Annotated in this window: 22 protein-coding genes and 1 tRNA gene; 4 read left to right on the forward strand and 19 right to left on the reverse strand. The window is 67.2% G+C overall.

Translation table 11 applies throughout. The annotated features are described in order from the left end of the window. Positions 1–6: 6 nt before the first annotated feature. Positions 7–1,287 carry a phosphoribosylamine--glycine ligase gene (gene purD / locus BSZ40_RS10210; RefSeq protein ID WP_073826046.1) on the reverse strand — a complete coding sequence of 427 codons (1,281 nt, stop codon included), beginning with the start codon at positions 1,285–1,287 and terminating at the stop codon, positions 7–9. A gap of 59 nt (positions 1,288–1,346) precedes the next feature. After that, positions 1,347–3,071: a hypothetical protein gene (locus BSZ40_RS10215; RefSeq protein ID WP_073826049.1), complete on the reverse strand. Its 1,725-nt coding sequence runs from the start codon at positions 3,069–3,071 to the stop codon at positions 1,347–1,349. Between the two features lie 346 nt (positions 3,072–3,417). Between BSZ40_RS10215 and BSZ40_RS10220 the strand changes: the two genes are divergently transcribed. Continuing rightward, the gene (locus BSZ40_RS10220) at positions 3,418–4,782 is read left to right on the forward strand and encodes a hypothetical protein (RefSeq protein WP_073826051.1); all 1,365 of its coding nucleotides are present in this window, start codon (positions 3,418–3,420) and stop codon (positions 4,780–4,782) included. A gap of 58 nt (positions 4,783–4,840) precedes the next feature. Here the strand turns inward: BSZ40_RS10220 and BSZ40_RS10225 are convergent, their stop codons facing one another. Next, positions 4,841–6,679, reverse strand: a complete 1,839-nt coding sequence (locus BSZ40_RS10225; RefSeq protein WP_073826053.1) for a phosphoenolpyruvate carboxykinase (GTP) — start codon at positions 6,677–6,679, stop codon at positions 4,841–4,843. Between the two features lie 273 nt (positions 6,680–6,952). Here BSZ40_RS10225 and BSZ40_RS12430 point away from each other — a divergent pair, with 273 nt between their 5' ends. The 3 genes from BSZ40_RS12430 to BSZ40_RS12435 all read left to right on the forward strand — a co-directional run bounded on the left by BSZ40_RS12430 (position 6,953) and on the right by BSZ40_RS12435 (position 9,627). Continuing rightward, positions 6,953–7,837 carry a hypothetical protein gene (locus BSZ40_RS12430; protein ID WP_073826055.1) on the forward strand — a complete coding sequence of 295 codons (885 nt, stop codon included), beginning with the start codon at positions 6,953–6,955 and terminating at the stop codon, positions 7,835–7,837. A gap of 209 nt (positions 7,838–8,046) precedes the next feature. After that, positions 8,047–8,655 (forward strand): hypothetical protein, encoded by a 609-nt coding sequence (locus BSZ40_RS10235; protein WP_073826057.1) that lies wholly within the window; start codon positions 8,047–8,049, stop codon positions 8,653–8,655. A gap of 120 nt (positions 8,656–8,775) precedes the next feature. Next, positions 8,776–9,627, forward strand: coding sequence for a hypothetical protein (locus tag BSZ40_RS12435; RefSeq protein ID WP_073826059.1), 852 nt, complete (start codon positions 8,776–8,778; stop codon positions 9,625–9,627). A gap of 48 nt (positions 9,628–9,675) precedes the next feature. On the opposite strand, the gene BSZ40_RS10245 is transcribed toward BSZ40_RS12435, so the two are convergent. The 16 genes from BSZ40_RS10245 to topA all read right to left on the reverse strand — a co-directional run bounded on the left by BSZ40_RS10245 (position 9,676) and on the right by topA (position 26,704). After that, positions 9,676–10,959, reverse strand: a complete 1,284-nt coding sequence (locus BSZ40_RS10245) for an adenylosuccinate synthase (RefSeq protein ID WP_073826061.1) — start codon at positions 10,957–10,959, stop codon at positions 9,676–9,678. Between the two features lie 157 nt (positions 10,960–11,116). Then, positions 11,117–11,248 carry a hypothetical protein gene (locus BSZ40_RS12440; RefSeq protein ID WP_281246650.1) on the reverse strand — a complete coding sequence of 44 codons (132 nt, stop codon included), beginning with the start codon at positions 11,246–11,248 and terminating at the stop codon, positions 11,117–11,119. Between the two features lie 552 nt (positions 11,249–11,800). Then, positions 11,801–12,790, reverse strand: coding sequence for a 23S rRNA (guanosine(2251)-2'-O)-methyltransferase RlmB (rlmB, locus tag BSZ40_RS10250; RefSeq protein WP_073826064.1), 990 nt, complete (start codon positions 12,788–12,790; stop codon positions 11,801–11,803). A 2-nt stretch (positions 12,791–12,792) separates the two neighbouring features. After that, positions 12,793–14,217: a cysteine--tRNA ligase gene (cysS, locus tag BSZ40_RS10255; protein WP_073826065.1), complete on the reverse strand. Its 1,425-nt coding sequence runs from the start codon at positions 14,215–14,217 to the stop codon at positions 12,793–12,795. A 9-nt stretch (positions 14,218–14,226) separates the two neighbouring features. Next, positions 14,227–14,736 carry a 2-C-methyl-D-erythritol 2,4-cyclodiphosphate synthase gene (gene ispF / locus BSZ40_RS10260; RefSeq protein ID WP_073826068.1) on the reverse strand — a complete coding sequence of 170 codons (510 nt, stop codon included), beginning with the start codon at positions 14,734–14,736 and terminating at the stop codon, positions 14,227–14,229. 9 nt (positions 14,737–14,745) lie between these two features. Beyond that, positions 14,746–16,335 carry an MFS transporter gene (locus BSZ40_RS10265; RefSeq protein ID WP_084542802.1) on the reverse strand — a complete coding sequence of 530 codons (1,590 nt, stop codon included), beginning with the start codon at positions 16,333–16,335 and terminating at the stop codon, positions 14,746–14,748. A 27-nt stretch (positions 16,336–16,362) separates the two neighbouring features. Further along, positions 16,363–17,082 (reverse strand): 2-C-methyl-D-erythritol 4-phosphate cytidylyltransferase, encoded by a 720-nt coding sequence (ispD, locus tag BSZ40_RS10270; RefSeq protein WP_073826072.1) that lies wholly within the window; start codon positions 17,080–17,082, stop codon positions 16,363–16,365. Position 17,083: 1 nt separating this feature from the next. Next, positions 17,084–17,578, reverse strand: a complete 495-nt coding sequence (locus BSZ40_RS10275; protein ID WP_073826075.1) for a CarD family transcriptional regulator — start codon at positions 17,576–17,578, stop codon at positions 17,084–17,086. Between the two features lie 129 nt (positions 17,579–17,707). Beyond that, entirely contained in the window at positions 17,708–18,448 is a 741-nt protein-coding gene (locus BSZ40_RS10280; protein WP_073826077.1) for a phosphoglyceromutase, read from the reverse strand. Between the two features lie 111 nt (positions 18,449–18,559). Continuing rightward, positions 18,560–18,889, reverse strand: coding sequence for a histone-like nucleoid-structuring protein Lsr2 (locus tag BSZ40_RS10285; RefSeq protein WP_073826079.1), 330 nt, complete (start codon positions 18,887–18,889; stop codon positions 18,560–18,562). A 282-nt stretch (positions 18,890–19,171) separates the two neighbouring features. After that, positions 19,172–19,244, reverse strand: a tRNA-Thr gene (locus BSZ40_RS10290). Between the two features lie 113 nt (positions 19,245–19,357). Beyond that, positions 19,358–20,896, reverse strand: coding sequence for an alpha/beta hydrolase (locus BSZ40_RS10295; RefSeq protein WP_158020900.1), 1,539 nt, complete (start codon positions 20,894–20,896; stop codon positions 19,358–19,360). A 163-nt stretch (positions 20,897–21,059) separates the two neighbouring features. Continuing rightward, positions 21,060–22,199 carry a DNA polymerase III subunit delta' gene (locus tag BSZ40_RS10300; protein WP_073826081.1) on the reverse strand — a complete coding sequence of 380 codons (1,140 nt, stop codon included), beginning with the start codon at positions 22,197–22,199 and terminating at the stop codon, positions 21,060–21,062. Continuing rightward, positions 22,196–22,885, reverse strand: a complete 690-nt coding sequence (gene tmk / locus BSZ40_RS10305; RefSeq protein WP_073826083.1) for a dTMP kinase — start codon at positions 22,883–22,885, stop codon at positions 22,196–22,198. The genes BSZ40_RS10300 and tmk overlap by 4 nt, the downstream gene beginning before the upstream one ends. A gap of 40 nt (positions 22,886–22,925) precedes the next feature. Continuing rightward, positions 22,926–23,969, reverse strand: coding sequence for a Gfo/Idh/MocA family protein (locus BSZ40_RS10310; protein ID WP_073826086.1), 1,044 nt, complete (start codon positions 23,967–23,969; stop codon positions 22,926–22,928). A gap of 41 nt (positions 23,970–24,010) precedes the next feature. Further along, positions 24,011–26,704: a type I DNA topoisomerase gene (gene topA / locus BSZ40_RS10315; RefSeq protein ID WP_073826088.1), complete on the reverse strand. Its 2,694-nt coding sequence runs from the start codon at positions 26,702–26,704 to the stop codon at positions 24,011–24,013. Between the last annotated feature and the right edge of the window lie 69 nt (positions 26,705–26,773).

Below are 26,773 nucleotides of genomic sequence, written 5' to 3' on the forward strand. Positions count from 1 at the left end.
AGCCTTTCAGATTCGGGCAGCAATATCTTTGCGGTGGTGGGAGTCGGGCAGGTTGATGGCGTCCACAGCCGCGTAGGCCGCGGCGCGGGCGGCAGGCACGTCGGCCCCCTGGCCGACGACGCACAGCACCCGCCCGCCGACGGCCACCAGTTGGTCAGCAACTAGGCGGGTACCGGCGTGGATGACGTGGGTGGCAGGCAGCGCCCCGGCGGCCGCCACCCCGGTGATCGTCCCGCCGGTGGTGACCTCTCCCGGGTAGCCGGGGGCGGCGATGACGACGGTGACGGCGGCGCCGTCGTCCCAGACAGGGGCGGGCAGGTCCGCCAAGGCCCCGGTAGCGGCCGCGTACAGCAGCTCCGGCAGCGACGACCGCAGGCGAGCCAAAACCACCTGGGTCTCCGGGTCACCGAAACGGACGTTGAACTCGACGACCCGCAGACCGCGCGCGGTCAAGGCCAGCCCGCAGTAGAGCAGGCCGACAAACGGGGTGCCCCGGCGGGCCATCTCGGCCAGCACCGGCTGGGCGACAGTGTCTACCACCTCCTGCGCCAGGCCGGGCGGGGCCCAGGGCAGCGGCGAGTAGGCCCCCATACCGCCCGTGTTGGGCCCGGCGTCGCCGTCGAAGGCGCGTTTGAAGTCCTGGGCGGCGGCCAGTGGCACGGCCCGCTCCCCGTCGCAGACACAGAACAGGGAGACTTCCGGCCCGTCGAGGAAATCTTCGATGACGACGCGGCGGCCCGGGGCGGCGGGCGCATCCGGTGCCGCGTCGGTAGGCAGCCCCAGGCAGGCGGCGGCGTGGGCGCGGGCCTGCTCCCAATCGTCCGTGACCACGACGCCCTTACCGGCGGCCAGGCCGTCGTCCTTCACGACGTGCGGCGGCCCGAAGGTCCGCAACGCCGCCTCGACCTCGGCCAGGGTGGAGCAGACGCGGGCCTGCGCGGTGGGCACCCCGGCAGCGTCCATCACTTCCTTGGCGAAGGCTTTGGAGCCTTCGAGCTGGGCGGCGGCCCGCGACGGCCCAAAGACGGGGATGCCGACGGCGCGCACCGCGTCAGCCACTCCCGCCACCAGGGGCGCTTCTGGGCCGACGACCACCAGGTCCACCTGGTGTGCCTGCGCGGCGGCCGCCACGGCCTGGCCAGCTAGGGGGTCGAGGTCCAGTAGTTCGGCATGGGCGGCGATGCCCGGGTTTCCGGGCGCTGCTAACAGGGTGGTGGCAGGGTCCGCGCTCAATGCACGGGCCAGGGCGTGTTCACGCCCGCCAGAACCAAGCAGGAGGATCTTCACCCTCCCCAGCCTACCGGGGCCGAGTCGGCAGGCAGGCAGTCGGCCCCGGTGCGGGCTCGCTACCCGGTGGCCGGGCCGCCCGGCAATTCCCACCCGAGCAGGGATTCCGCCAGGTGGGTGGCCGCCTCGGACTGTCCAGTTAGTGACAGGGCCCACCACATGCCGATAGCGAGCACGAGCAGCGCCACCAGCACCAACCAGCGGCGCCGCCGGGCGCGGCGGATCCGCTCCTGCTCGGCTTGGGCCAGTGGCCACGGGTCGATTTCCCAGGTGATGGGCGGGCTACCCGTCCACCTGGGGACGCCCGCGGTGGCGGCCGCTAGCAGCTGGCGCAGCTCGTCGCCCTGCCGATAGAGCCGCGGTTCGAGCACCACGAACCGCGCGTCCTTGTCGACCAGCATGATCTGGTGGTCCCGGAGGGGCAGTGCCGCGTGCAACCGTTGCAAGTCGACGCTGCGGGTCTCCAGCAGCCCCGTGCGCCTCACGCGGTAGCGCACCAGCAGCGCCTGGTCGTTGACGACGACTTCGGAGGCGGCGCTGTAGTAGCCCGGGTCCTGTTCCGCGGGGATCCACGACGTAAAGACTCGCCCCTGCTCGACCTGCGGCTCGGCGTTGACCAGGGGGTAGCCCTCCAGCGGGCCGTGCTCCTGCAGGTAGGCAGACGATTCGGCCAAGTGCACGGTTCCCAGCAGTTCGTAGAAGGCGCTGCGCACCTGCTGTTCGCTGACGCTTTCTTCGTCGGGCAGATCGAACAGCAGGCGGTTGATCGTCCGGTTGGCAGTCAGCACGGCCTGGCCCTGCTGGGCGGCCGCCGCAAACAACTCTGCTGGCACCTGCTCGGTGTGGCGCAGGAAGGTGCGCAACAGCCGCCGCTGCACAGCGGGTTCGAGGCTGTCACGCTTGAGCTCGAAGGTGACCAACAGTGCCTTGCCCAGCAGGATGGTGGTCAGCTCGAAGTCGAACTTCGGCGCGATGGCCTTCGCTAGGACCTTTATCTGGTCCAGCATGATCTGTGCGGCGCAGTAGGTGGCCAGCGTCGCCGGTCCCACCACGGAAAACAGCACGTACCGCATCGGGGTGGCGACGGTGGCCGGGCCACTGGCCCCCGGCAGCAGCGGCGCGACCTGCCACTCAACAGCAACGGGGCTGGTCACCGACTGGGTCGCCACCGTGCTGGTCGTCTCCGCGCTATCAACGTGCAGAGAGCCCACGGCGGCCGCGAAGTCGTCGAACGTCAACTCCGCGTCTAGTTCCCCGTCGACTAGGGCACGATCCGAGGCGTAGAAGACGGCGCGCCGATTGCCCGCGTGCGGGTCGAGGTAGCGCAGCAGCTCCGCAGCGCGCGCGGGGGCGTCCGCCACCCAGCCCGCCAGCCCGGCGGATGCCAGCGTCGACTGTCCCATCCGCACGGCGATGTCGTCACGCCACGGGTGGGATAAGCGCAGGTAGTCGACGCCGGTGGGCAGTCCCACCGGATCGGCAAACAGTTCCTTTAGGCGCCGCCACGAGGTTTCCACACTCTCGGGGAACCCGGCGATGCGGATGTCGAAACGCGCGGCGAACGCCCCCACGTTCACCGTCGGGGCCAGGCCGCCGGCGGGCCGCAGCTTCGGGTCCCGCAGGGCGATCTTCAACTGTTCGGCCAAGAAGCGCAGCGTGTTGTGCGATTCGACTGATTCATCGAGCAGTCCGTAGGCGATGGACACGCCCATGACCACTTCGCCTTCCTGCGCGCTGGGCACAATCACCCAGTCGAATCCGTCAGCCCGCACTACGTCAGCCATACCCTGCCTCCTTCTCCACACACTTCAGGCGCCCCTGTTGCCTGCCACCGGCCTGGGTACAACGCTACTTCACGCTACCCACAGAGAGAATCTACGTGGGATGGGCCCGAAACGCGACCGGTCCTAGGTCGCGAAACTGCGACGATTTCTGCTCCCCGTCGATGGACAACTCCGGCTGCCCCCACCCGGTGCCTATTCCCGTCGCCCACGGGCCACTTGCGCAACCTCGCCAACCTCCAGGCCGCCCACCGGACGATTCCCGTCGCCCACGGGCCCCTCGCGGCCCACCGGTGTCCTACGGTGGGATACAAGTTTGCATTGGGACCTGGACCCCGGGAGGACTGCCATGGAGGTAGAACTGGAATTGGCCCGTCGCGTGGCGGGGCTGCAGGAGGCAGAGCTGACGGAGAGCGACGTACACGCGTTCCTGTTGGCGGCCGCCGAGCTGCTGGGCGGGCCACCGCAGCAACTAAACGGGCCAGGCGCAACGTTCCGTTGGTATCGGGGCGCCCGGATCGTCGAGATAGCTGCGCAGGCGCGCTACCGCAGTCCCTTCTTTTCTCTCACCGTCCGGGGTTGTGGGACCGAGGTAGTGGACAACTATGAATACCGCGCCTTCAAGAATTGTTCGCCGTTCCTCCTCCCGCCCTACCTGTGGGCCGCGGCTCTCGGTCGCCTGCCGGACTCCACCTGGCTAGGGGGTGACGTACTGGTCGGCACGTGGGAGCAGTTCGCTGACACGGTCGGCAGGGTTCTGGACTGTCTGCCGCGCGACCTGGCACTCACTCCACCAGCTTGGCGGCAATTGATCCGTCCCTTAGCCCCATCAGGAGAAGCGCGCTTGGCCTACTTGTTCAATATGGGGTCAGACTCGCCGTGGGGCGGCGTCTCCTTCACTGGCACCCCAGCAGGCGTTGACGTGTACGGCTTTGGCGCGCAGGGGGACGAGGTGCAACTGCTGGTGCCGCGCGCCTTGCTGGATAGTGGTTCCGTCAAGATGACCGACGTCGTGGCGGGGCTGGCGGGCGGCAGCAACCTGGCAGGGGTCGAGTTCTTCGACGTCGAGGGTTTCAGCATGTGCCCCCATCCCCCGAAGCCAAGCGAGCCGGTGGATGATCTCCTCGTAGACGAGTTCGGCGAGCCGCTTGCGGACACCCCGCGCGCGGGCATCAGCCTAGACGAGTTGCGCGCCCTCATCGCCGCGTCTCCCGCTTCGCCGTCGTTGCCGCCGCGCCGCCCGCGTCCCGCGCCCGTGCCCCTACAACTGGGTCTGAGCTTCCCGCAGGCGTCAGCCCTGGTCGACCAACTGCTCCAGGGCGTGGCCGCCACGACCGCCCTCACGGCCGCGGGAGCCCAGCCGGGCGAGATTTGGGGGCGGCCCGCGCTGGTCGGCGACGGCTGGCACGCCACAGTGCGGAAAACTAGCTCGCGCACCCTGGGGGCCGACATCGACGACACCCGGATTGAGCTGTGCCCGTCACTGGAGGACGGGCTCTACGACGGCCACGACAGCCTGCGCTACGCCTGGCAGTTGGCGGACTTGCTCACCGAGCGGTACGGCTCCCCGCTGCTGCAGGAAACCGGCAGCTCCGGTCACCTCTCGCGCCTGTACCAGGTCGGACAGCGGGCCGTACAGGTCTCTACCTCACTGGGTGGCATCGAGCTGGAGGTCGCTGACGCCGAGGGGACGCTGATGCTCCGCTACTGCTGAGCGGCAAATATAGCTAGGGGGCGGCCAATTGGCCGCCCCCTGCTGCGCGGGTTACCTATCAGGCCCCAGCGCGCTCACGCAGCTTGGCCAGCTGCTCGCGCAGCTCGGCGGGAACCTTGTCCCCGAACTGCTCGAAGTACTCTTCGGTCATGTCGGCTTCGGCCAGCCACCGCTCCGGCTCGATCTTGAACAGCTCGTCCCACTGCGCCTCGGAGACCTCGATGCCGTCCAGGTTGAACTCTTCCTTCAGCGGGTAGCGCCCGGTCACCCCGTCAGTGGCCTGGGCCTCGCCGGCCGCACGCCGCACGATCCAGTCGAGAACGCGCGAGTTCTCGCCGTAGCCCGGCCACAGCCAGTTGCCGTCCTCGTCCTTGCGGAACCAGTTGACCTGGTAGATGCGCGGGGCCTTGTCGCCCAGGGTCTTGCCCATCTCCAGCCAGTGGCCCCAGTAGTCGGCCATGTTGTAGCCGCAGAACGGCAGCATGGCGAACGGGTCGCGACGCAGCGCGCCCACCGACAGGTCCAGGGCGGCGGCGGTGATCTCCGAGGAGACCGTGGCGCCGATGAACACGCCGTGCTCCCAGTCGTAGGCCTCGGCCACCAGCGGCACGTTGGTGGCGCGCCGACCACCGAACAGGATGGCGTCGACCGGCACGCCCTGCGGGGCCTCCCAGTCTTCGCAGATGATCGGGCACTGCGCGGCGGGCACGGTGAAGCGCGAGTTCGGGTGCGCGGCCTTCTCGCCGGACTCCGGGGTCCAGTCGTTGCCGTGCCAGTCGATGGCGTGGGCCGGCGGCTCACCGTCCATGCCCTCCCACCACACATCGCCGTCGTCGGTCAGCGCGACGTTGGTGAAGATGGTGTTCTCCTTCATGGAGTCCATGGCCATCGGGTTGGTCTGGTAGGAGGTGCCGGGGGCCACCCCAAAGAAGCCGGCTTCCGGGTTGATGGCGTACAGGCGCCCGTCCGGGCCCGGACGCATCCAGGCGATGTCGTCACCAATGGTCTCGACCTTGTAGCCGGGAATGGTGGGCTGGAGCATGGCCAGGTTGGTCTTGCCGCAGGCGCTCGGGAAGGCCGCGGTGACGTGGTACTGCTTGCCGGACTTCTCGTCGGTCAGGCGCAGGATGAGCATGTGCTCAGCCATCCAGCCCTGGCGGCGGGCCATGGTCGAGGCGATACGCAGGGCGTAGCACTTCTTCCCGAGCAGCGCGTTACCGCCGTAACCCGAGCCGTAAGACCAGATCTCGTTGGTCTCGGGGAAGTGGGTGATGTACTTCTCCTCGTTGCACGGCCACGGCACGTCGTCGCGCTTGTTGCCTTCGGCGTCGATCAGCGGGTAGCCGACGGTGTGGACGGCCGGCACCCATTCGCCACCTTCGGCGATCAGGTCCATGGCGGCCTTACCCATGCGGGTCATGATGCGCATGTTGAGCACCACGTAGGGGGAGTCAGAGATCTCGATACCCAGCTTGGAGATGGGGCCACCCAGCGGGCCCATCGAGAAGGGGATGACGTACATGGTGCGCCCACGCATGGCCCCGTCGAAGACCTTGGCCAGGGTCTCCTTCATTTCCTTCGGGTCCGCCCAGTTGTTGGTCGGGCCGGCGTCCTCTTCCTTCTCCGAGCAGATGAAGGTGCGGGACTCGACGCGCGCCACGTCGCTCGGCAGCGAGCGAGCCAGGTAGCTGTTGGGACGCTTTTCCTCGTTGAGCTTGGTGAAGGTGCCGGCGGCGACCATCTCGGCGGCGAGGCGGTCCCACTCCTCCTGCGACCCGTCCGCGAAGTAAACGGCACTCGGCTTGGCGAGCTCGGCGGTGCGCAAAACGAACTCGAAGACGTCTTCGGGCAGGTTGGCCGGCGCAGCCGCGCGGATGTCCTGTTCGGTCACAGTCATGAAACTTGCCTCCTGAGGCGTATCTCTCCGGCGCTTGGTGGGCCGGTGATTGGTTTGGGCGTTCAGACCTCTCTATCCAACCGCAAAAAATCGGCCACTGCACCCGCATTAGGTCCCGGGCGAAATGTGAGACGCTGCACTTTGTGCTGTCAGCGGAACGACCGGCTGCGCCTCGGTCAGATCCGGGTACAGCCGCCCCGACTCTGCCCCGTCTTTGGCCCGGACCGCCACCGGCACCTCCCGCACCCCGGATCGGTTCACTACCCTGGCGCCGTGACGGAAATCCTCGGCTCTCACCCTCCACGCTGGCGGCGCTTCACCGCCTGGTGCCTGCTGCCGCTGGCGCTGGTCTTGACCGCCTGCAAGGTGCAGTACACCACCACCTTCTACGAGGACGACACTTACTCTTTGCTGATGGTGGTGGACATGGGTGCGCTCGGCTCCCTCGCCTCCGGTGACACTGATCCGTGCTTGGCCGACTCCACCAGCAACGGCTTGCCGGAAGGCTTCACCTCTTATCGCAACATCGGCACCGCGTCGTCCCCCGTCTGCGAGTTCCGCTCCGATAGGGCACCGCTGACAGCTGGCTCCCTCCAGGCGGAGAAGAAGGGCGACGAGCTGCACTTCACGGTCCCGCCCACCGATGTTGACAACAACCCCGACGTACAGCTCCTGCGGTCGGCGGGGATGGAATTGTCGTTCGCGATCGTCTTCCCCGGCCCGGTGGTCAGCTCCTCCATTGGGAGCATCAGCGACAATAAGGTCATCATCGATTCCTTGGAGGACCTCAAACAGGGCGGGACCATCGTGGCCTCCGCCAAGGGCCCGAGCAACGGTGCCGACCAACCCTACAGCGCGAAAGAGCTCGCCCCCTCCCCGTCTCCCACCACCCCCAGTCATACGCCCTCGCCGACCCCGACCGCCACGCGGCCTGCCCCGTCCCCTACGGACACACCCACCGCTGTTGCTACCCCAGCCCCGGAGATCTCGCCGAGTGCACAGGCTGCCCCGACGCAACCTGCGGGCAAGAAAGACAACACGACCCTGTACGCGGTTTTGGGGGCGATCGCCGCCGCGGCCGTGCTGGGCATCATTCTGGTGCTGTTGCTGCAACAGCAAAGGCCCGGCGACTACCCCACCTACGCCCGGCGAGGCTAGGCGCCCCCAGTTTGCCCCTGGTATGGCGGTCCGGGCCTGCCTCCCACCACGGTGAGCGCTTTCGGGTGTTTAACTGGCCAGGTAACTTGGCAAGGACGTGGGGTTGGCGCACTGTCAGCGCGCAGCCAGCCGGATCGACGAGAGTTAGTGGGTGAAAGTACGCCAACTGCTCCCTCTGCTTCCATTACAACCACGGGAAAGGGAATGACATGTCGTTAGCCACCGGAGTTTTCGCGGCAGCTGCCCATTTTGCGCATGCGGCGGCGCGCGGCCCACAGCCGACGAAGGGTTTCAGTTTCGGAGACATGCCGTGGTGGGGCCTGGTGGCGGCGGGCATCTCGGTGGCCGCCCTCGTGGCCGCGCTGCTATTGCTGGTGCTAGGGAAGAAGACCCCGCCTGCAGGGCCGCAGCCCTACCACCAGGGCCCGGGCGCACAGCCGAATGTGCCGTTTGAGTACTTACACACCCCCGGCGAGACCACCCTGGATCTTCCCGACGAGGCCCGCACGACGATTCCCCAACCGGGCACGTTTGCCCCGCCGACGGCCTACACCCCACCGCCCACCGGCCAACCGCAGGTCTACACCATGCCTGCCGCCCCCGTTCCGGGGCAGCCGAGTTCCCCGGGGCAACCGGTGCCCCCGACTGCCGCCCAGCCACCCCAGCCGGGGGCGGGCTACCCTTCGGCCACCCCGCCGAGCCAGCCCGGTCCCGCGCAGCCTGCCCAGCCCGCCCAGCCGTCAGCGGCCCCGCCGCGGCAGGCGGCCGAAGGGAGCGGTGACGCCCCCACCGGTCAAGGAGACCCGAGCCAGCAATGAGAGACTTTTTCTAGGCAATACCGCGCCTTAACGGTCGCGCTGCCTGCCGCTACCTCGTTTTGCCGTAAATGCGGTAACGGGGCGGCAGACAGCGCGAAACTTTTATGCTTGACTGGCCAAATGAAACTAAATCACATCGGGCGCCTGACTTGCGCCTTGGTGGGGGCCACCACCATGCTGGCAGCCTGCCAAGCAACTATGCGTGTTGAGTTCTCTCCGGACGCCCAATTCGTGGCAAAGTTCCGCGTCGACCCGGGGGAAGAGACCCAAGCACTGCTGCAGGCCGAGGGCGGGGATCCCTGTGAGTTGGTCTTCCGGGACTCGGTGGACCCAGCCTTGGTTGACAAAATCGAAAACGTCGGGAGCGCAGAGAAACCGGTCTGCGAAGTAACCGCGAAACCACGGCCCTTGTCTGAGGTATCAGAACCGGGATCAACCCCCGGTTTCAAAGCCAGTCTGGCCGATGACATTTATACCGTCACCTGGGAAGGGGGCGGAATCGGGATACTGGAGCAGATGGGTCCAGAGGGTGAGGCGAACCCGACACTGGGCACGTTGACCATGGAATATGTGTTCCCCGGCCCGGTGCAAGAGGCCTCCGGCGGCCAGATCGACGGGAACATGGTGCGCTACCCGGATCTAGCGCCGTTTGCCCAGCCCGGCAAGATCGTGGCCAGCGCCAAGGAGTCCGGGCTGTTGGGCGGCAAGGTGCCGTGGTGGTTGTTGGTGTTGGGGGGCCTCGCCGTGGTGGCGGTGATTGCGGCCCTGGCGCTGCGTCGGCGCCCGTACGGTCAGCAGCCGCCGACGGCACCGGGCGGCTATCCCCCGGCGACGGGACCAACCGGGCAGCCACCGCAGGGCTACGGACCGGGCACCCCACCCCCGGCGGGTTCACCCCCCGGCTACGGGCAGCCTCCGGCCGGGCCGTACGGCCCCGACCAGCCGCCGACTGCGCCACCGAGCCAGCCCTAGATGCGTGTTGGGGGCCGCCAGTGGCGGCCCCCACGCTTGTGTGCGCCCCTACAGCAGCGGGTGCCGCTCGATCGCAGCCTCCCGCCCCGGACCAACCCCGATGGCAGAGATGCGGCACCGCCCGAGCTCTTCCAGGCGCTCGACGTAGCGCTGCGCGTTGCCCGGCAGGTCGGTGAACTCCCGCGCGCCGGTGATGTCTTCGTCCCATCCGGGCAGCAGCTCGTAGATGGGACGGGCGTGGTGGAAGGACGATTCGTCCATCGGCATTTCGTCGTGCCGCTCCCCATCCACGTCGTAGGCGACACACACGGGGATCTCCTGGTACCCGGTCAACACGTCGAGCTTGGTGAGCACTAGATCGGTCAGTCCGTTGACACGACTGGCGTACCGGGTGACGACGGCGTCGTACCAGCCGCAGCGCCGCGGCCGCCCCGTCGTCGTCCCAAATTCACCGCCACGGGCCCGCAGGTCAGCCCCCACCTCGTCAGTGAGCTCGGTGGGGAACGGCCCCTCACCCACACGGGTGACGTAGGCCTTGGCAACGCCAACGACACGGTCGATGCGAGTGGGACCGACCCCCGAGCCGGTGCAGGCACCGCCCGCTGTAGCCGACGAGGAGGTGACGAAGGGATAGGTGCCGTGATCGACGTCGAGCATGGTGGCCTGTCCGGCCTCGAAGAGCACAGTCTTACCTTGGTCGAGAGCGTCGTTAAGCACGGCGGAGCAGTCCACCACTAGCGGGCGCAACCGTTCGGCGTAACTGAGCAGCTCGTCCGTCACGTGGTGGGGATCGACGGCCCGCCGGTTGAAGATTTTCACCAGCAGGTGGTTCTTTTGTTCCAGCGCTCCTTCGACTTTTTGCCGCAGGATGGAGGCGTCGAAGAGGTCTTGGATGCGCAGACCGACCCGGTTCATCTTGTCGGCGTAGGTCGGTCCGATGCCGCGCCCGGTGGTGCCAAGCTGCCGAGCACCGAGGAATCGTTCGGTGACCCGATCCAGGGTGCGGTTGTAGGACGGAATGATGTGGGCGTCGGCGGAGATCAAGAGCCGCGAGGTGTCGACGCCACGGGCGGTCAAAGCCTCCAATTCGTGGAACAACACCTCTAGGTCCACCACCACCCCGTTGCCGATCACTGGCGTCACCCCGGGGGTGAGAATGCCCGAGGGCAGCAGGTGCAGCGCGTACTTCTCCCCATCAATGATGACGGTGTGCCCGGCATTGTTTCCGCCGTTGAATTTCACCACGTAGTCGACGTTGGCGCCGAGTTGGTCCGTGGCTTTGCCTTTGCCTTCGTCGCCCCACTGGGCGCCGAGGACGACTACTGCGGGCATGAAAGCTCCTCAAGTTGTCCGGTGCGACAGGCCAAGGCTACCTGTTTGCCCCCGGGGCCGGGCTCACGGCGGCGGATTGCCCGGGCACGCGATGACTAGCTGCTCGGGTGCGTGGCAGGGGCGCGGGCGACTCCGTCCCCCGCCCCTGTCACAGGCATTAGGAGCGCGGGCGGTACTTCCCGACAAACTTCAGGGCCGCAACGCCAGCCAACAGTGCGCCGACGCCCACTCCGACCTCCGAGACCAAGGACGCGAGCCAGGAAATAAAGTCAGTGACCACGTTGTGCATCTTGCCGCCTTTCTTTGTGCGCCTATCACCCGTTGATTAGGCGTCACCTAAAACGATATTGCACCCCCAAACAGAGCGCAAGAAAATTCCAGGCAAAAACTAATCCGCGGTGCACCACGGGCTGCCCGGAGACAGTCGCAAGCCGGGGCTGGTGGCTAGACATTCACGCCCCTCGGAGAATTACTGCCCGGTGGCCGACCACCGCCATGCCCTTGTGCCACCGCCATGCCCTTGTGCCACCGCCATGCCCTTGTGCCACCACCATGCCCTTGTGCCACCACCATGCCCTTGTGCCACCATCATGCGCTTAAAACACCGAAATAAGGACATGATGGTGAGCTAAGGACATGATGGTGGGCTAAAGGCAAGATGGTGAACCAAGGTCGTGGTGCCGCGCCAAAGGCGAGATGGGCAGACGCCAAACACCAACCACGACATGCCCAGTCGGTACACACATCCCTGCCGCTAACTCCCAAGCCACCGTCTCGCGCCTCAATGCAGTAAACCCCCAGCAAGGGTCTCCGCCGCTCGGTTATCTAGCAACTGTAGACGTCAGCTTTCGTTCTGCGCCCGCAGTTGCGATATCTCGTACAGGGCAATACCGGTTGCCACCGCCGCGTTCAACGATTCGACGCGCCCAGAAATGGGAATTGAGGCGATAACATCACATGCTTCGCGCACGAGGCGGCTCAGCCCCTTGCCTTCCGAACCGGTCACGAGCACCAGCGGCCCCGTGGCCAGGTCGAGGTTGCGCACCGTGGTAGCGCCGCCGCCATCCAGGCCGACGACGAAGCACCCCGATTGCTTCAGATATTCCAGTTCCCGCGTCAGGTTGGTGGCGCGGGCCACGGGCACGCGTGCGGCAGCTCCGGCCGAGACCTTCCAGGCGGTGGCGTTCATGCCGACACTGCGCCGCTCGGGCAGCAGCACCCCATCGGCCCCGAACGCGCCTGCCGAGCGCAGTACCGCTCCCAGGTTGTGGGGGTCGGTCACCCCGTCTAGGGCGATGATGAGGGGCGGATGGGCGTCACGCTCGGCCCGCGCCAGCAGGTCGGCAACATCCTTATATTCGTACTCGGGCACCTCAATGGCGACGCCCTGGTGCACGGCCCCGTCGGACAACTTGTCCAACTCCCCGCGCGTGACCTCCAGCAGCGGTGCCCCGAGCGCAGTGGCGGTGCGCACCACCTCGCTGACCCGCTCGTCCTGCAGCAACCCGGGCGCCATCAACACTCGGGCGATCGGGATGCCGGCCCGCACCGCCTCGGTGACGGGATTGCGCCCAAAGATCAGTTCGTTGCCCGCGGCGGGCTGGAGGCCAGGTCGCAGACGCGGGCCGTGCTGCTGAGCCCGCAGTCCCGCCGCCCGCCGTTCGGCAGCCGCTTTCCGTTTCGCGGCCGGGTGGTAGACCCGATCCTCCGCTTTCGGGGTCGGGCCGCGCCCCTGCAGGCCCTTCCGTGTCTGCCCGCCGGTACCCTTTGTAGCGCCCTTCTTCGAGCCGGTCTTCCGCACGGCACCGCGCCGCTGGGAGTTTCCTGCCATCGTTACTGTCCTTCCACGCGCCAGCGGGCACCCTCGGGCCCGTCTTCCACTACGATCCCCGCGGCCGCCAGGGCGTCCCGCACCGCGTCAGCACTCGCCCAATCCTTGGCCGCCCGCGCGGCCTGCCGCCGGGTCAACGCCTCCTCCACCAGCACCCCCAGGGCATGGCTGGTGGCCGCCTCCTGACCGCTCTCCGCGCCCGCACCCCGCCAGTGCGGGGACAGCGGGTCCAAACCAAGAACGTCGAGCATGGCCCGCACGGCTCGCCCCGCGGCCGCGGCGGCATCCACCTGCCCGGCGGCCAGCGCGGCGTTCCCGAGCCGCACCTGCTCGTGCACCACCGCCAGCCCCGCCGAAACGTTCAGGTCATCGTCCAGGGCCGCCACGAAGTCGGTGGGCAGCTCCACGTCCACGATATCGCCCCCCACCGCCGGGGTGACCTCGGCAGTCCGGGTCACGAACCCGCGCAGACGCTCCCAGACGGTGGCGGCCGTGGTCAGAGTCTGCTCGGAGTATTCGACGGTCGAGCGGTAGTGCACCCCGACCAGCGCCAGCCGCACGGCCGCCGCCGGGTGGGTGGCCAAAACGTTGCTGACCACGAGGGAGTTGCCAAGTGACTTGCTCATCTTCTCCCCCGCAACAGTCACCCAGGCGTTGTGCAGCCAGTACGCCGCCGACTCGTCGCCCGCCGCCCGCGACTGGGCCAGCTCGTTCTCGTGGTGCGGGAAGCGCAGATCGATGCCGCCGCCGTGAATATCGAAGCCGCGTCCGAGGAACCGCCGAGACATCGCCGAGCACTCCAGGTGCCAGCCGGGCCGTCCCCGGCCGAAAGGGGCCGGCCAGGCGGCATCGGCCGGTTCGGTGGGGCGCGGGGCCTTCCACAGGGCGAAGTCGCGCGGGTCGCGCTTGTCGTTGGCCGTCGGCTCTGCGTCGGCATTGTCCTCGCCGCCCTGGCGCGTCAGGGCGCCGTAGCCCGGGAAGGAAGCCACCGAGAAATAGACGTTGCCGGGCTCACCGACGTAAGCGTGCCCCGCCGCAATCAACTCTTCGATCAGGGCGATCATCTCGCCGATGTGGCCAGTGGCGCGGGGCTCGTAGGTGGGCGGTAGCACGCCCAACGCGTCGTAGGCCGCCGTGAACTCGCGCTCGAAACGGTAGGCCCACGCCCACCAGTCCACGCCCGCCTGCGCCGACTTGCTCAAGATCTTGTCGTCAATATCGGTGACGTTGCGGATGAATGTCACCTGGTAGCCGCTGCGGGCCAGCCACCGGCGCAACACGTCGAAAGCGAGCGCGGAACGCACATGCCCGATGTGGGGACTGCCCTGCACCGTGGCACCGCACAGATAGATACTGGCGTGCCCCGGCACGCGCGGCACGAAGGGACGCAGGGAGCGGGTGGCGGAATCGTATAGCTGCAGGCTCACGCCCCCAGCCTACTGGGCACCGCCCGCACCCGGGCGCTGCTCCGGCACCACCAGGGCTGTGGCGACCGCCGCCGCCCCCTGCCCGCGCCCCGTAAAGCCTAGGCCGTCGGTGGTGGTGGCGCTGAACGCCACCGGCGCCCCCACGCACGCAGTCAGGGCCGCTTCCGCTTCGCTGCGGCGGGCCCCGATGCGGGGGCGCGGCGCGATCAGTTGCACTGCGGCGTTACCGATCACGAACCCGGCTGCCCGCACCCGGCGGCAGGTCTCGTCCAGCAGCGCCCGCCCGGAGGCGCCCGCCCACTGCGGTTCGGAGGTGCCGAAGTTACTCCCCAGGTCCCCCAGACCCGCCGCGCTCAGCAGGGCATCGCACAGGGCGTGAGCGACGACGTCGGCGTCGGAATGCCCGACCAGCCCCGGCCCGTCGGGCCAGGCCAACAGCGCCACCATGAGGGGCCGGTCGCTGCCCGCCGGGGCGAAAGCGTGGACGTCGGTGCCGATACCGGTGCGGGGAAGCATCATGGCGTCAGCCTACGCGTCCACCGGGACTTCCTCGCGAATTTCTTCCACGCCCCACAGCTCCCGCGATTTCTTTTCGTCCCGCCGGGCCTTACCCGCCAGCAGCTTGGCGGCACTCTTGCCCCAGGTGGTGCGGGCGGCCTCGCGCAGCGCCTTGTAGCGGCGCACCGGCATAAGCAAGCCCAGGCCGAGCGCCAGGACGATGACGATGCCGAGGATGCCCCAATACTGCACGTTGGCGTCCGGGCCGAGGATGCTGCGCCCGAGCTTGATGCAGCCGTAGAACATGGCGGGCGTCAGGAACGACACGGCCCGCCCCGTGGTGGCGTACAGGCCGAAGATCTCGCCCTCACGCCCGGGCGGAATCAGCCGCCCCAGGTAGGTACGGGAGGCGCTTTGGGCCGGACCGACGAAGATGCACAGCACCAGCCCCAGCAGCCAGAAAACGATCTTGCCGTAAGAGTGGAAGAGGAAGATGCCCAGGCCGGCGGCGATCATCGACCACAGGGAGATAAGGATGACCCGCTTGGCACCCAAGCGGTCGTCCAGGTAGCCGAAACTGACGGTGGCGATGCCGGCCACGACGTTGGCGGCGACCCCGAAGTAGATCACCTCGCTGTCGGTGAAGGCGAACGTCCCGGCCGCAATTACTCCCCCGAAGGCGAAGACCCCGGCCAGGCCGTCCCGGAAGACGGCCGAAGCACACAGGAACAGCAAGGCCGAGGGGCTGTTGCGGTACAGCGCCGCGATGGTGCGGCCCAGGTGCCGGTAGGTCTGGAGGATCGACTCGCCCTTGCCGCCGGCGTCGGCGATACGCACCATGCCAGCCACTGTCTCCGCGTCGGCCTCCCCGTCGGCCCGCTCCAGCAGCCGGGCGGCCGCCCGGGCCTTGTTGAGGCGGTATTGCGAGATCAGCACGGGGATGCCGAAGAGCGCGAACCAACCGGCCGTGAACAGCATGGATACCCGCACGGCCTGTCCGTTTTCGGCCGTCACCCCGAACCACCCCACCTCGGGGGCGATGAAGCCAACGTAGACCAGGAGCATCACCACGATGCCGCCGAGGTAGCCCAGTCCCCACCCGAGTCCCGAGATGCGGCCGATGGTCTTTTCGGTCGAGATCGAGGCGAGCATCGCGTTGTAGTTGACGTAGGCGAACTCCATGAAGACGCTGCCCGCCCCGAGCAGGAAGATGCCAATAATCAGCATCGATTCCTGCGGGGTTTGCCCGAACTGCAGGAACGACGGCAGGAAGTCTCCCCGCGGGTTAATGAAGTACAGGGCGACCGTGGAAGCCACCACCAGCCCGGAGTTAATCGCTAACCAGCGCACTCCCTTGCCTGCGCGGTCGGCCCGCTGGCCGGTAATCGGAGCCAACAGGGCAATGCAGATACCGGCGATCATCAGCCCAAAGCTCAGCGTCGCCGAGTTGTCGTCTGGGTCACCAAACTGGGAGGAGGTGATGTACACCGCGAAGACGAACGTCACCACTACGGTGCTGATGGCCGACGAGCCCCAGTCCCACAAGGCCCAGGACAACACGTGCTTATTCTTGACCGGGTCGTTTTGCGAGACAGCCGAGGCAGACGAGGTGCGATTCACGGGCACCAGGCTAGCGGCTTTCCCACGTCAGGCCTCTTGTCGCGTTCCTCCAAAATACGCGAAGAGAGTCAGATCTGGGGGCGTGGTGAGCTTCAGGGCCCGCGCATCCCCTTCCACGACAACGACCGTGCCGCCGTTGGCCTCCACCAGGCCGGCGTCGTCGCTGGCCGCCAGGGCCTCCCGCCCGGCTCGAGCCGCGCCCGCGGCGTGGGCCGCCAACAAAGTGCGGGCCCGAAAACCTTGCGGCGTTTGCACGGCCCGCAGCGCAGCGCGGGCCGGGGTGGCCACCACGACTTCGCCGCCACTCGGACCGGGCGCCACTTCTTTGATGGTGTCAGACACTGCCAGGCCGGGCACCACGGCGTCGTGCCCGGCCTCCACGGCCGCCAGGACCCGGGCGATAAGGCTGGCGGGGGCGAGGGCCCGAGCGGCGTCGTGCACAAGCACGACGTCCTCCGCCTGCGGCGCTAGGGCCGCCAAGCCCGCAGCCACAGACGCTTGCCGGGTGTGCCCGCCCGCCACCACGGCGACCCGATCGGCCCAGCCGCCGCGTGCCACCTCGGCCCGGAAAGTTGGGAGAAACTCCGCGGGGGCGGTCACCACCGCCCGGTCGACGGAGGTGGCAAAAAGGTTGGTCAGAGCGTGCGACAGCAGAGTCGCGCCAGCCACCCGCACGAGCGCTTTGGGGCCCTGCGCGCCGAGCCGGGTTCCCAGCCCGGCCGCCGTCAGCACCACCAACCGGGCCAATTTAGTCCTCGGCAGGCAGTTCGAGCACTTCGTCGAGCCGCGCTTCGGCGACGGCTTCGTCTACCCCTTCGGCCAGCGCCAGCTCGGAGACCAAAATCTGCCGCGCGCGGGCCAGCATGCGCTTTTCGCCGGTAGAGGGACCGCGGCCGACTTTGCGGCGCGAGAGATCACGGACCACCTCGGCGACCTTGACAACGTCGCCAGAAGCGATCTTTTCCGTGTTTGCCTTGAAACGCCGGGACCAGTTGGTTGGTTCCTCGGCGTAGTCTGCCCGCAGCACGCTAAAAACGGTCTCCAGGCCCTTGGAGTCGACGACGTCACGGACGCCCACTAGGTCCACGGCGTCTGCCGGCACCTGAATGGTGAGGTCTCCCTGGTTGACGCGCAGCGTCAGGTAGGTGCGCTTTTCCCCGCGAATCGTACGCTCGGTGATCGCTTCCACCAGGGCAGCCCCGTGGTGGGGATAAACGACGGTTTCACCGACTTTGAAAGACATAAGTTGTTTGCCTCCTTGGAATGCGCCACCCGATTTTAGCATGGATTTCACGCGATTTTCAGCGGATTTCGCCAGCAGAGAGGCTTGGGGGGCGAGGCCGACGACCCCGCCCCCCAACTGCGGTTTGGCTCAGGCTTTACCCTGGTTGGCCACGGCCTGAATGGCGGCAGCAGCGGCCTCCGGGTCAAGGTAGGTGCCCCCGGCCTTGACGGGCCGCAGCTCGTCATCCAGTTCGTAGACCAACGGGATACCCGTCGGGATGTTCAGGCCGGCAATCTCGTCGTCAGAGATGCCGTCTAAGTGCTTGACAATGGCGCGCAGCGAGTTGCCATGCGCGGCCACCAGCACCACCTTTCCGGCCTTGAGGTCAGGCACGATGGCCTCATCCCAGTAGGGCAGCATGCGCTCAAGCACATCCTTCAGGCACTCGGTGGCCGGGATCGGCTCCCCGGCATAGCGCGGGTCAGCGTCCTGCGAGAACTCCGAGCCCAGCTCAATCGGCGGCGGCGGCACGTCGTAGGAGCGGCGCCACTCCATAAACTTTTCTTCCCCGTATTCGTCGCGGATCTGCGTCTTGTTCTTCCCCTGCAGGGCGCCATAGTGCCGCTCGTTGAGGCGCCAGTTGCGTTTGACCGGGATCCAGTGGCGGTCAGCAGCGTCCAGCGCCAGGTTCGCGGTCATAATGGCGCGGCGCAGCAGCGAGGTGTGCACGACATCCGGAGCGATGCCCGCCTCCCGCAGCAGCTCTCCGCCCCTGGTCGCCTCTTCGCGGCCCAGATCAGAAAGCGCAACGTCTACCCAGCCGGTAAACAGGTTCTTGGCGTTCCAGTCGCTCTGGCCGTGACGGAGTAAAACAAGTGTGTAAGTCATGGGGGTAATGCTCCCCTATCGTCGCGGCCAAAAGAAGTGACTTCCGGCCCCCCACCGCCTTTGTTCGCGCACAGCGGGACACAGGCGGGTGGGGGGCCGGAGGTTGTTGGTTCAGTGCGAGGCGTAGTACTGCGCGCGCACGTCCTGCGGAATGCGACCCCGGTCCGGGACGGTCAGTCCCTGCTCGCGCGCCCATTCGCGAATCTTGGCGGCATCCGAGCTGCCGGTGGCCGCCGGGCCGGTGCCGCGCCGACGACGACCACCGGAACGGCGGGCAGCGGCAACGAACGGGGCAATGGCGGCGCGGAACTCTTCAGCACGCTCATCGTTCAGGTGAATCTCGTAAGTAACACCTTCGAAAGCGAACGCGATCTCCTGCGTGGCAATGGACCCATCGAAGTCATCGAGCATGTAACGCTCGGTCTTGGTCTTCCAAGCCATGAAAATACTCCTTGTCATAGACGCCGCCGTAAAACAATGCCTGGGGTGAAGGCGGCTCAGCTGACCACTACAGCTGCCCTATTTATAACACTATTTGTCGGGGCATTGCATCAGACGTCGCCCCTATTTCGCCCCAAAGCGCAACCGATCTGACTTTAAAGCGCCCTAGAGTTTTCGTCCAGCATTTGCTCAGCTTGCGGCAACCTTGCCGGGCCGACTTTGCCCCTGTTCCAGTTTCACCAACAAAGCAATTGGCCCGATCCGTTTCGGATCGGGCCTGCGAGCCGCCTAAGGGAATCGAACCCTTGACCTATTCATTACGAGTGAATCGCTCTGCCGACTGAGCTAAGGCGGCGCACTGCCTAGGCAGCACGGAACATCGTAGCGCACCGGCAGCGAGGTGACAAACGTGACCGCTGTGAAAGAGGGCACAAGCGGGGGTGGGGCTTGCCCCACCCCCGCTAGCCACTAGTTGCAGACCAGGTTGGCTGTCGGCATTTCGCCCCGCAGGAAGTAGTTCTCCACGGCCTCGTCAATGCAGGCAGACTTACCGCCGAAGATCCCGTGCCCCCACCCGTCGTAGGTGATGAGGTGCCCGCTTTCCAGCTGCTCGACCAAAGCCTCGGACCACTCATAGATGGTGGCGGGATCACCCTTAGAACCGACCACCAGGATCGGGCCCGCCCCCGCAGCTTTCACCGGCCCCGTCACGCCGGTGGGCTTGATGTCGAAGGCCGACCGCGAGGCGTCGTTGTAGAGGAAGAAACGGCCCATGATGGGGGCTTCCTTCAGGATCTGATCGTTGACCTTCTCCCACTCGGCCGGGTCAGTGGAATCCGGCCCGCCATCCACCGCCCTAATCAGGACGAGCGCATCATCCTGATTGGTTTTGTAGACCCCCGATGCATCCCGATCATTGACGAAGTCCATGACCTGCAACGCCAGCGAACCGTCGTTCTTCTGCATGGCGTTGGCAAGGGCCTCGATCGCCACGTCGTTAAAGTTCATCGGGTTGTACTGGGTGATAATGACCAGGCCCAACACGTGCCCGCCGGTCAGCGGCCGGTTCTTGTCCGCGGTGGGAAGCGGATTCTTGTTGGCTTTATCCATGAAATCCAGTAGCTGCTGCAGTCCGTCGTCCACCGACCCCGTAAACGGGCACCCACTCCCCTTATCTAGGCAGGTCTGCATGAAGTTACGCACCGAGGCCTCGAAGCCCCGCGCCTGCCCGGCGGACAACTGCGAGTCGCTCAGCGCTGGATCCACCGCGGAATCCAGGAGGAACGGCCCCACGTTCTGCGGGAAGGTGTCCGCGTAGCGGGCCCCGAGCAAGGTGCCGTAGGAGTAGCCAATGTAGGTCAACTTCGGGTCTCCCACTGCGTCACGCAAGACGTCCAGGTCCCGCACCGCCGAGATCGTGTTGATGTTGTTCAGCAACTCGATGTCGTTCTTCGCGAGGCATTTCTCCGCCAGTTCCTTGGCCTCGGCCTGAATCTTCTTAATCATCTCCTCGCCACGCCCGAACTCGTACTTGGCGTTGTCCTCGTCCAGCTCCGCATCCGTGCGGCACCTAACGCCACTGGACTTGTGCACGCCCCGCGGGTCAAAGCCGATGATGTCGAAGTTGGCACGCATCTCCGGCGACAGAGCGTTCGGCGCCCAGTCAGTGACCGTCTCGGTCCCGGAGCCGCCCGGCCCGCCGAAGTTGACGAAGAGGCTGGCCTTAGCGTTCGCCCCCTTTAGCCGTTTCAAGGCGATGTCGATGGTCTTGCCGTCGGGCTTTTCGTAGTTCAACGGCACCTGCACCGTGGCGCAGTCCCACTCCGGGCCCCCCTCCTCGCACGGGCCCCACTGCGGGGTCTGGCCATAGAAATTCTCCAACCCCGCGGGGGCGGCGGGCAGGTTCTCCCGGCTGCGTTCGCTGTCGCGGGGGGCGTCTTGCGCCGGGGTGGAGGTATGCGGCGTCGGGGCGGCACTCGGGGATGAGGTGGCGGAGTAGACAGCCACACCAGCTGCTACCACCGCAATTACAAGCAGAACGATTATCAGCGCAGGTTTTGATTTCACCTCGCAACCATACGCAGTAATCGTGACGTGCCGCATCAATCTGCAGCACGAAATCTCGGGGCACATTAAGGGCGGTCGCCCCTGCTACTTAGGGCTGAGTTTGCTAATCCCAGGGGCGGAGCGCCACCATCATCGCTTCCAGGGCCAACAAGGGGGAAACATTGGCCGCCAAGCGTTCACGCGCCTCGGCTACCGCATCAATACGTGCCATTGTCCGCGCGGGCTCCGACTCGCGCGCCAGCACCGCAATTTCCTCCGCTAGGTCGACGTTAATGGGGTCCACCGTGCTGTCCACCTGCTGCAGGTATACGTCGCGATACAGAGACAGTAGGTCCACCAAAACCCGGTCCAGCGTATCCCGCAGCGCGCGGGTGGAGCGCCGCTTGTGCTCGTCCTCCAGAGCCCGCACCTGGGCCCGCAGCGCGGGGGCCAGGCGGCCGGAATCCTGCGCCCCCAGGGTGCGGAGCAACTCGGCTTTTTCCTGTTGGTGCCGTTCCTCGGTCTGCGCCTTGGCTTGCTCGCCCGCTACCTCCATGAGCTCGGCGGCGGCGAATACACAGTCGCCCACGTTGCGCACCATGGCTGGCAACGTCACCAAACGCCGCCGCCGCTGGCGCGCCTGCGGATCGCGCGCGAGGCGGCGCGCCATCCCCACGTGACACTGGGCCGCGCGGGCGGCCTCGCCCGCCACCTGCGGGTCTATGCCGTCCCGCACCAACAGGTCGACGACGTCCTGCACGGGCGGAATCCGTAAAGTCAGCGAACGACACCGCGACCGGATGGTGGTAATCACGTCTAGGGGGCTCGGCGCACACAGCATCCACACCGTCCGCGCGGGCGGCTCCTCGATGGCCTTCAGCAGCACATTCGAGGTGCGTTCCAGCATGCGGTCGGCATCCTCCAAAATGAGGACGCGCCAGCGGCCACTATGCGGCGCCCGCTGCGCCAGCGACACCAGCGAGCGCACCTCATCGATCGACATCGTCACCTTGTCGGTGGCGATCACGGTGACGTCGGGGTGTTTCCCCGCGAGCGCGGTCTGGCAGGCGTGGCACTGCCCGCAGCCGGCGGGGGTCCGCTCGCACTGGAGCGCCGCCGCGAAAGCCCGGGCCGCCACCGAGCGCCCCGAACCGGGCGGCCCGGTCACTAACCAGGCGTGGGTCATAGAGCGTTGCTCGGCCACGGCCCGCTGCAGCGTCGCAATTGCCGGGCCTTGACCGATCAATTGGTCCCACACGCTCACGCCCGTGCCCCCTTGCCCGGGACGATGCCGTGCGCGGCGAGGAAGGCGTCGGCGGCGGCGGCCACCTGGGCCCCGAGTTCCTCCACACTCACGGTGCCGTCCAGCACCACGTACCGCTCCCCGGCGTCACCCGCCAGATCCAGGTAGACGGCCCGCACCCGCTCATGGAAGTCCAACGCCTCTCTTTCCAGGCGATCTTCGTCGGCCCGATCGGCATTCTGGCGCCGTTTGGCTCCCACGCTCGCGGGCACGTCCAACAAAAATGTCAGGTGCGGCACGAGACCTTCGGTTGCCCACAGCGACAGATCCCGCACCTCGTGGCGCCCGAGTTTGCGGGCCCCACCCTGGTAGGCCACCGAGGAGTCCAAGAAGCGGTCCGTAATGACCGCCCCGCCGGCCGCCAATGCCGGCAGCACGACCTCGGCCACGTGGTGGGCCCGGTCGGCGGCGTACAGCAGCGCCTCAGCGCGCGCGGACACGTGCTCACCGTGCAGGAGCAGCTGGCGAATCTCTCGCCCCAACGGGGTCCCGCCCGGCTCGCGGGCGAGGGTCACCTGCCAGCCGACGCGCTCCAAGTGTGCCGCCAGCAAATCCCGTTGCGTGGTTTTGCCCGCCCCATCCCCGCCCTCGAAGGCGACGAAAAAACCGGCCGGAGCGAAACGATGATCGGGCGCGAATGACTGCATGGGCGCATGCTAACGTGCCCACCGACCCTCCGGTGTCCCATCAAGCTGGGTATTCGACGCCGAGCTGCCGCCGTACTTCGTCCATGATTTCCATGATTTCCAGCGTGGCCCGCCACGGCATTACTGCCGACTCGGTGCGCCCCGCGGCCAGGCAACGCGCCACCTCGGCGGCCTGATATTCGAATCCACCCTCCACACCCGCCGCTTGGGCACGGCCCGCCGGGGTATCTGGCCCGGCGGCCTCCTGCCACTGGTGCGTCTGCCCCGCACCGGTGACGGTGAAGCTGGTGCGGCGGTAGAACGGCCCAGCGATGTCGAGGCGCGCAGCCGTACCCAGGAGGCTCGCGCCTTGCGCCCCGGCCGCCCGCAGGGAAGTGGTGAGGGCCGCCACCGCGTCGGAGAATTGCAGCACGATCCCGCTGGTGGCATCGACGCCCGTTGCCAGACTCTGCCCGAGGGCGGCCACCGCCTGGGGGCGGCCCAGCAGGTCGTGGGCGAAGGCGATCGGATAGACGCCCAGATCCAACAGGGCTCCGCCAGCCAATTCGGGGCGTACTAAGCGTTCAACGTGCTCCAGGCTTTGGCTGTGATCGGCGCTAAAGGCCACGAGTTGTCCGAGGGCGCCTTCCGCCAGCAGGGCCCGCACTGCCACCGCCACCGGCAAGAAGCGGGTCCACATTGCCTCCATGACGAACAGGTTGGCAGCGGCCGCCGCCGTGAAGACCTCTTCGGCCTGCTGGCGGCACCGGGTGAAGGCCTTCTCCACCAGCACCGGTTTGCCGGCCTGCAGGGCCAGCAGGGCGTGGTCGCGATGCTCCGAGTGGGGGGTGGCAACATAGACGGCCTCCACCTCCGGCAGGGCCACCACCTCGGCATAGGTGCCGTATTTGGCTACGCCGTGCTGGGCGGCAAACTGCGCGGCCCGTGCCGGGGTGCGTGACCCCACGGCAAGGATGCGCGAGCGGGTCAAGGCTGGGATCTCGGTGGCAAAGCGGGTGGCAATGCCGCCGGTACCAATAATGGCCCAGTTCAACGGTGGGGCGGCCAGTGGGTCCGGCGGGGCAGGCAACGGTTGTACGTCCATTGCCCCACGTTACCCAGGTGACCGCCCCCGCGGGGGCCGCGCTACTCCGCTTTTTTTGCCGCCGTTTTCTTGGCGGTGGTTTTCTTGGCGCTCGTGGTCTTGGCGGTGCTCTTCTTGGCAGTGGTCTTCCGCGCCGCGGGCTTCTTGGCAGGGCCCTTAGCGCGCTTGTCAGCCAGCAACGCGAAGGCTTGCTCGGCGTCCAGGCTCTCCAAATCCACCCCGCGGGGCACCGTCACATTCGTCTTGCCGTCCGTGATGTAAGGGCCAAACCGCCCGTCCTTGACCACGACGGTCCCACCCGTTACTGGGTCGGCCCCGAACTCAGCTAGCGGAGGCTTGGCGGCAGCGCGCCCGCGCGTCTTCGGCTGGGCAAAGATGGCTTCGGCCTGCTCCAGGCTCACGGTGAACAGCTCCTCCTCGCTGCCCAACGAACGGGAATCGGTCCCCTTCTTCAGGTACGGCCCGTAGCGGCCGTTTTGCGCCGTAATCTCCACCCCGGCCGCGTCCACCCCGACCACCCGCGGTAGCGACAGCAGTGCCAGGGCCTGCTCCAGGTTCACGGTGGCCAGGTCCATCGACTTAAACAGGGAAGCCGTGCGCGGCTTGGGGGCCTTCTTGCCCTCCGGGGCCTGCGGCAATACCTCCGTCACGTACGGGCCGAAACGTCCGTCCTTGGCAATGATGGGGTGCCCGCTGGCTGGGTCTATTCCCAACTCGCGGCCGTCGTCGGCCGCCCGGGCATACAGTTCAGCCACCTTGGCGGCCGTCAGCTCGTCGGGGGCGACGTCGTCGGGCAGGTTGGCCCGCTGCCCCTCGGCATTTTCCAGATAGGGGCCATACCGCCCCACCCGCACCTGCACCCCGTCGGCGACCTCGATGGAGTTCACCGCCCGGGCGTCGATCTCCCCCAACGCTTCCACCGTGGCCTGCAGGCCCACCCCGCGCAGTCCCTGCTCCTGCCCGGACCCGAAGAAGAAGCGCCGCAACCAAGCCACTCGCTCGGCTTGGCCGGCCGCGATCCGGTCCAGGTCGCTTTCCATCGCGGCGGTGAAGTCGTAGTCCACCAGTTCGGCCAGATTGTCTTCCAGGAGCCGCACGACGCTGAAAGCCAACCAGGTCGGCACGAGTGCCTGGCCGCGCCGGGAGACGTAGCCGCGGTCGATGATCACCGAAATGGTGGCCGCGTAGGTAGAGGGACGCCCGATGCCGCGTTCCTCCATCGCCTTTACCAGGCTGGCTTCGGTATACCGCGGCGGGGCGGTCGTCTCGTGCCCCTTCGCCGTGGCCTGCGCCGCCACGACCTCCTGGCCCTCCCGCAAGGCGGGCAGCCGGGCCTCGGCGGCACTCGCGTCGTACCGCTCGGCGTCCTTGCCTTCTTCGTAGGCCGCCAGGAAGCCGCGCGTGGTGATAACGGTTCCGCTGGCCGTCAACTGGCCGGTAACGGGGCCGCTCCCGTCGTTAGCTGCGGCAGTCAACCGCACCGTGGAGGTCTGCCCCTTCGCGTCCACCATCTGGGAGGCCAGGGTACGCTTCCAGATCAGTTCGTAGAGCGCGAACTCGGAAGCGTTCAGTTCACTACGCACCTGGGCCGGAGTGCGGAAGTGGTCCCCCGCAGGCCGGATGGCCTCGTGGGCCTCCTGCGCCCCCTTGGCCTGTTTGGCGTAGAGACGCGGGGCGGGCGGCACGACGTCGGCACCGTACAGTTCGACCGCCTGGCTGCGGGCCGCAGAGATCGCTTGGCTGGACAGGGCCGTGGAGTCGGTCCGCATGTACGTGATGTACCCGTTCTCGTACAGCGACTGGGCGGTGCGCATCGTGTCGCGCGAGTTCATGCGCAGCTTGCGGCCCGCTTCCTGTTGCAGGGTGGAGGTGGTAAACGGGGCCGCCGGGCGCCGCGTGTAGGGCTTGGACTCCACCGCGGTCACCTGCGCGGTGGCTCCCTGGAGCGAGGCAGCCAGTGCCTCGGCTTGCGCTGGGGACAACACCTGCACCCCTGCCTTGCGGGCCGCGGCGGTGAGCTGACCGTCGTCCCCGAAGTCACGGCCGGTCGCGAGGCTCACCCCGTCCACTTGGGTTAGGCGCGCGGTGAACTCCTCCGCGGCTGCCTGCAACTGGGCGGTCACCGAGTGGAAGCCTGCGGGCACAAACGCCATGCGCTCGCGTTCGCGATCCACCACCAGGCGGGTGGCCACCGACTGCACCCGCCCGGCGGACAGCCCGGTGCGGACCTTGCGCCACAGCAGCGGCGAGACCTCGAACCCCACCAGGCGATCCAGGATGCGGCGGGTCTCCTGCGCGTCAACCAGGTTGGTGTCCACCTGCCGGGTGGCGGCCAAGGCGCGGGTGATGGCCTCCTTGGTGATTTCGTGGAAAACCATGCGCTTAACCGGCACCTTGGGCTTGAGCACCTGCAGCAGGTGCCAAGCGATGGCTTCGCCTTCGCGGTCCTCATCAGTGGCCAGGTAGAGCTCGTCGGCCTCCTTCAGCAGCCGCTTGAGCTCGGCCACCTTCTTCTTTTTCTCGCTGTCGACGACGTAGTAGGGCTCGAAGTCGTTTTCGACATCGACCGCAAACTTGCCGTAACCGGACTTCTTCAGCGTCTCCGGCAGGTCGCGTGGCTGCGGCAGGTCCCGGATGTGCCCGACGGACGCCTCGACCACGTAGTCGTCGCCAAGGAACGTGCCGATCCGTTTGGCTTTCGCCGGCGACTCCACGATGACGAGCTTCTTAGCCACGTTTAACTCCCTTAGCAAGGCGAATAACAATCCGAGACTGTACACACCCTGGGGCGCTAACAGGCACCC

The sequence above is a fragment of the Buchananella hordeovulneris genome, from assembly GCF_001907235.1.
GTDB classification, from domain to species: Bacteria; Actinomycetota; Actinomycetes; order Actinomycetales; family Actinomycetaceae; genus Buchananella; species Buchananella hordeovulneris.

What these genes read in the sequence shown, in the direction of transcription:
- BSZ40_RS10215 (WP_073826049.1), bottom strand. Translation starts at nt 3,071, where the DNA reads ATGGCTGACGTAGTGCGGGCTGACGGATTCGACTGGGTGATTGTGCCC.
- BSZ40_RS10220 (WP_073826051.1), top strand. Translation starts at nt 3,418, where the DNA reads ATGGAGGTAGAACTGGAATTGGCCCGTCGCGTGGCGGGGCTGCAGGAG.
- BSZ40_RS10225 (WP_073826053.1), bottom strand. Translation starts at nt 6,679, where the DNA reads ATGACTGTGACCGAACAGGACATCCGCGCGGCTGCGCCGGCCAACCTG.
- BSZ40_RS10235 (WP_073826057.1), top strand. Translation starts at nt 8,047, where the DNA reads ATGTCGTTAGCCACCGGAGTTTTCGCGGCAGCTGCCCATTTTGCGCAT.
- BSZ40_RS12435 (WP_073826059.1), top strand. Translation starts at nt 8,776, where the DNA reads ATGAAACTAAATCACATCGGGCGCCTGACTTGCGCCTTGGTGGGGGCC.
- BSZ40_RS10245 (WP_073826061.1), bottom strand. Translation starts at nt 10,959, where the DNA reads ATGCCCGCAGTAGTCGTCCTCGGCGCCCAGTGGGGCGACGAAGGCAAA.
- BSZ40_RS12440 (WP_281246650.1), bottom strand. Translation starts at nt 11,248, where the DNA reads ATGCACAACGTGGTCACTGACTTTATTTCCTGGCTCGCGTCCTTGGTC.
- rlmB (WP_073826064.1), bottom strand. Translation starts at nt 12,790, where the DNA reads ATGGCAGGAAACTCCCAGCGGCGCGGTGCCGTGCGGAAGACCGGCTCG.
- ispF (WP_073826068.1), bottom strand. Translation starts at nt 14,736, where the DNA reads ATGATGCTTCCCCGCACCGGTATCGGCACCGACGTCCACGCTTTCGCC.
- BSZ40_RS10275 (WP_073826075.1), bottom strand. Translation starts at nt 17,578, where the DNA reads ATGTCTTTCAAAGTCGGTGAAACCGTCGTTTATCCCCACCACGGGGCT.
- BSZ40_RS10280 (WP_073826077.1), bottom strand. Translation starts at nt 18,448, where the DNA reads ATGACTTACACACTTGTTTTACTCCGTCACGGCCAGAGCGACTGGAAC.
- BSZ40_RS10285 (WP_073826079.1), bottom strand. Translation starts at nt 18,889, where the DNA reads ATGGCTTGGAAGACCAAGACCGAGCGTTACATGCTCGATGACTTCGAT.
- tmk (WP_073826083.1), bottom strand. Translation starts at nt 22,885, where the DNA reads ATGCAGTCATTCGCGCCCGATCATCGTTTCGCTCCGGCCGGTTTTTTC.
- BSZ40_RS10310 (WP_073826086.1), bottom strand. Translation starts at nt 23,969, where the DNA reads ATGGACGTACAACCGTTGCCTGCCCCGCCGGACCCACTGGCCGCCCCA.